Here is a 2,197-nt window from a genome sequence, read left to right as displayed (position 1 = left end):
GCCGCCGCGTTCGTTGCCACACTGTGGGGCCTGCTGTCAGCCAACTTCATCTGGCTTCCCTTCAGCGGCCGCCTCGCGCGGCTGTCCGAACTGGACATTGAACGACGGACACTCCTGATGGAAGGGATGCTCGCGGTGCAGGCCGGAGCCCAGCCGCTGCTGCTGGCCGAACGGCTCCGTTCCATGGTTCCGGAGCACCAGCTGAAGAGCTCCGGACGGGACAAGGGCGCCGGCAAGGAACCAGAGAACCTGGACACTGCGGCGTGACTTCCCGGCGGCGCCCGCGTAAAAAACCAGAAGCGCACCACGTCGACGAACGTTGGATGGCGTCCTATATGGACATGGTCACCGTGCTGATGTGCCTGTTCATCGTCCTCTTCGCAATGTCCACGGTGGACGCGAACAAGTTCGAGAAGCTGCGCAACTCGCTCGCCACCGGGTTCGGCGCGGTTGCCTCCGAGACCGTGGATACGGCGTCCGGCACGGTGGTCCCGCCCGAACTCGTGGACAAGAACCTTGAGGCGTTCGCGGCCAACCAGGCGCCGGCCAACAAAGCGGCGGCCAACCAGGCGGCGGGCGTCCCAGACGCGAAGACCTCCCTCGACGAAGCGATGAAGGAAGTGGACCGGCTGCACGCCCTCGAGGCGAAAATGAAGGCCGGCCTCGCCGCGGCCGGCCTCACCGACAACGTCGAGTTCCAAATCGACCAGCGCGGGCTCACGGTCAAACTTGTCGGCTCCCAGACCTTCTTCGAAGCGGACCGGCCCGAACTCACCACCAGGGCCACCCAGGTTCTGCAGGTCATCTCGCCGATCCTCGGACCGGCAGCACTGGAGATCATGGTCGAGGGCCACGCGGCCAACGGCATCACGGCGTACCCGTCCACCTGGGAGCTGTCCTCGGCGAGGGCGGTCAATGTGCTGCGCTACATGGTGGACCGCGGCGGGATCCCCGCGGGGACCATCGGCGCTGTCGCGTTCGGCTCGGCCCGGCAGGTCAACGACGATTCCACGCCGGCCCTGATGGAGCTCAACCGTCGGGTGGACATCGTGGTGATCTCGGACAAGCCCGAGGTGGTCCGGGCCCTCATTCCCCAGGCGCTGAAGCTTAGCCAGAAATAGGCTGCGCTCCGGGGTTTCTGGCCCGCATTATTGCCTGAGGCGTTCTGCTTACGACCGCGGATCCCTTGCCGATAGTGGCAACCGTGAGTGTTATGGATGAGCGGGAAGTGGTACGGGAGCGGACCGTTAGCGTCTATGACTTTCGGCGTCCCGCGACGCTGGCACGAGAGCACAGCCGCGTCCTGGAACTCGCCTTCGAAACCTTCGCCCGCCAGTGGGGAACCCAGCTGACCGCCAAGGTCCGGGTTAAGTCAGTGGTGAGGCTAGAAGACGTAGGCATGCAGAGCTACGACGAGTACGCCGCCTCGCTGCCGGCCGTGACGGCCATGGTGCTGTGCACCATCGAAGCACAGGACTCCAAGCTGGTAGTGCAGTTTCCCGCCCCGTCGGCCTTGGGCTGGATCAACCGGATGCTCGGCGCCTCGAATGACACGGCCATGCCCGACCGGAAATTCACCCAGATCGAACAGGCCCTGGTCAAGGGGCTGATGGATGAGGCGCTCGAGGACCTCGGATACTCGCTCGGACCGCTGTTGAGCGAGACCATCCGGGTAGACACCGTCCAGTACAACTCCCAGTTCGCCCAGGCCGCCGCGCCCACCGAATTGATGATCGTCGCCGCCTTCACCATCAACGTCGGCGACATCAGCGCCCCGGCCACCCTCGCGGTGCCGGCAGCCATCCTGCTGGGCCGGTTGAAGAAGGTCAACCCCACGGATAACCGCGGCGATGCCGCCCACCGCGTCAGTTCCCAGCTGGAGCGCGTCCCGGTGGAGCTCTCGGTCCGACTCTCGACCTCGTACGTCACCCCCAGCCAGGTGCTGGGCCTCGCAGTCGGGGACGTCCTGACCCTCCCGCACCTGGAGAACCGGCCCTTCGACCTCACCTTGGACGGCACGAGGCTGGCCACCGCCGCCCCGGCCCGCAACGGGTCCCGGGCCGCCGCCGTCATTGTCACAATTGAGGAGAACAACTAATGAGCATGACCCTGACCAAGCATGAATCGTCGGCGGAACGGCTCGTTGAGGAACTGCCGAGCCCGGTGGCCCTGAAGGTTGTCGCGCTGGTTCCCGCCC

At 65.7% G+C, this 2,197-nt stretch carries 2 protein-coding genes and 1 pseudogene; all 3 read left to right on the top strand.

Annotated elements, in window-relative coordinates; all coding sequences use genetic code 11:
* Positions 1 to 267, top strand: a pseudogene (locus tag AB4Y86_RS17290) (motility protein A); the annotation flags it as partial.
* Between the two features lie 56 nt (positions 268 to 323).
* A complete protein-coding gene (locus AB4Y86_RS17285; RefSeq protein WP_441403394.1) occupies positions 324 to 1,121 on the top strand; it encodes an OmpA family protein in 798 nt (265 codons plus the stop codon).
* A 92-nt stretch (positions 1,122 to 1,213) separates the two neighbouring features.
* Positions 1,214 to 2,098 carry a flagellar motor switch protein FliM gene (locus AB4Y86_RS17280; protein ID WP_441403395.1) on the top strand — a complete coding sequence of 295 codons (885 nt, stop codon included), beginning with the start codon at positions 1,214 to 1,216 and terminating at the stop codon, positions 2,096 to 2,098.
* The last annotated feature ends 99 nt before the right edge of the window (positions 2,099 to 2,197 follow it).

Source organism: Arthrobacter sp. 2YAF22_2 (assembly GCF_052114645.1).
GTDB lineage: Bacteria > Actinomycetota > Actinomycetes > Actinomycetales > Micrococcaceae > Arthrobacter.
The sequence above is the reverse complement of the archived record's forward strand: the minus strand, read 5'-3'. Positions and strand labels throughout refer to the sequence as shown.